The following is a 1,209-nucleotide window of genomic DNA, read 5'->3' as shown; positions in this document are numbered from 1 at the left end:
CCTTTTTAGCGCATATCTATTCACTTTTGGAACATAATTGGCAAAAAGACATTGTATCTCCAGCATATTCAAGGAGATAAAACATGGAAACTCGCATTCCTGAAGACACACCATTTGATACGAATTTTCTAGGAGAAACATCTCTAGAAGAAAAGTATCCATTCTTTCACACACCCATTTCATGGTCCGCAATCTTTGCGGGACTGGTGACAGCCCTTGCCACCTCAATCTGCCTCTCTTTTCTGGTAGCAGCGTTAGGCTTAAGCCAAATGGATTTCACCTCTTCAACCCCATTTGAAGGCTCTTTCCTCTCCTTTGGCGTGGGTTCTGTTATCGTTACACTGATTAGCCTAGCCTTGGGAGGCTTTGTAGCTGGACGTTTTGCTGAATCGTCAGGGACGCTTCATGGCTTTCTCACTTGGGCTCTCATAACATTGCTGATGACCCTCCAAGCCATCCACGTGGTTTCTAGTACAGCAAAGATAGGAGCTAAAACTGCTCTAGAAAACAGCTCCATGGTCCAACAAACCGTAGACAGCCTCAAAACCAATATTTCCCCCATACTTGCAAAATTAAACAGCGAAAGTCTTGAAAAGTTTTTTGCAAAAAACAGTGACAATGGTATCAATTTTGATCAGCTTGGTAGTGAATTGCGCACCCTTCTCAATAAAAGCAACATTCCTGCTCTCAACCCTGATCGCTTGAAACAAACCTATCAAGCAGCACTCAACGATATTGGTTCTGCGATCACGGCTTTCAAAAATGATCCTTCTCACTATCGCACCACTTTAAAAAATCTTGGTGAGCGCCTGTCTGATCGTGTAGAAGATCTCACGACAAAATTTGATCGAAGTGATATCATCAATGCCCTCATAAAAGATGGCATGACCCGTTCGGACGCACAAACAGCAGTAAACCGTGCCGTTCATATCTATCAAAGCGCCGAGGAAAAAACCGAAAAAGCCATCAAAGCCCTTGAAGAACAGGCAGAAACACTCTCGGACAATCTTGAGGATACTATCAAGGGAGTAAAAAACACTGCAACTAAAGCCACAAAAGCAGCCTCCAATATGGGATGGTGGGGCTTTTTAGGAAGTCTGGTAGGCGCCATTGTTTCCAGTGTTTTTGGTTATTATGGTTATAGAAGCCGTAAGGATACTTTCATGCTTTAAAACTTCTACCTCTAAAGAAAACACATAAAAAGCTGCA

Annotated in this window: 1 protein-coding gene; it reads left to right on the top strand. The window is 42.8% G+C overall.

What is annotated here, in order from left to right:
* Positions 1 to 83: 83 nt before the first annotated feature.
* Positions 84 to 1,172, top strand: a complete 1,089-nt coding sequence (locus ACFIJQ_RS08785; protein ID WP_375629958.1) for a DUF3792 domain-containing protein — start codon at positions 84 to 86, stop codon at positions 1,170 to 1,172.
* Positions 1,173 to 1,209: the final 37 nt, after the last annotated feature.

The organism is Bartonella sp. TT67HLJMS (assembly GCF_042193375.1).
Taxonomy (GTDB): domain Bacteria; phylum Pseudomonadota; class Alphaproteobacteria; order Rhizobiales; family Rhizobiaceae; genus Bartonella; species Bartonella grahamii.
The sequence above is the reverse complement of the archived record's forward strand: the minus strand, read 5'-3'. Positions and strand labels throughout refer to the sequence as shown.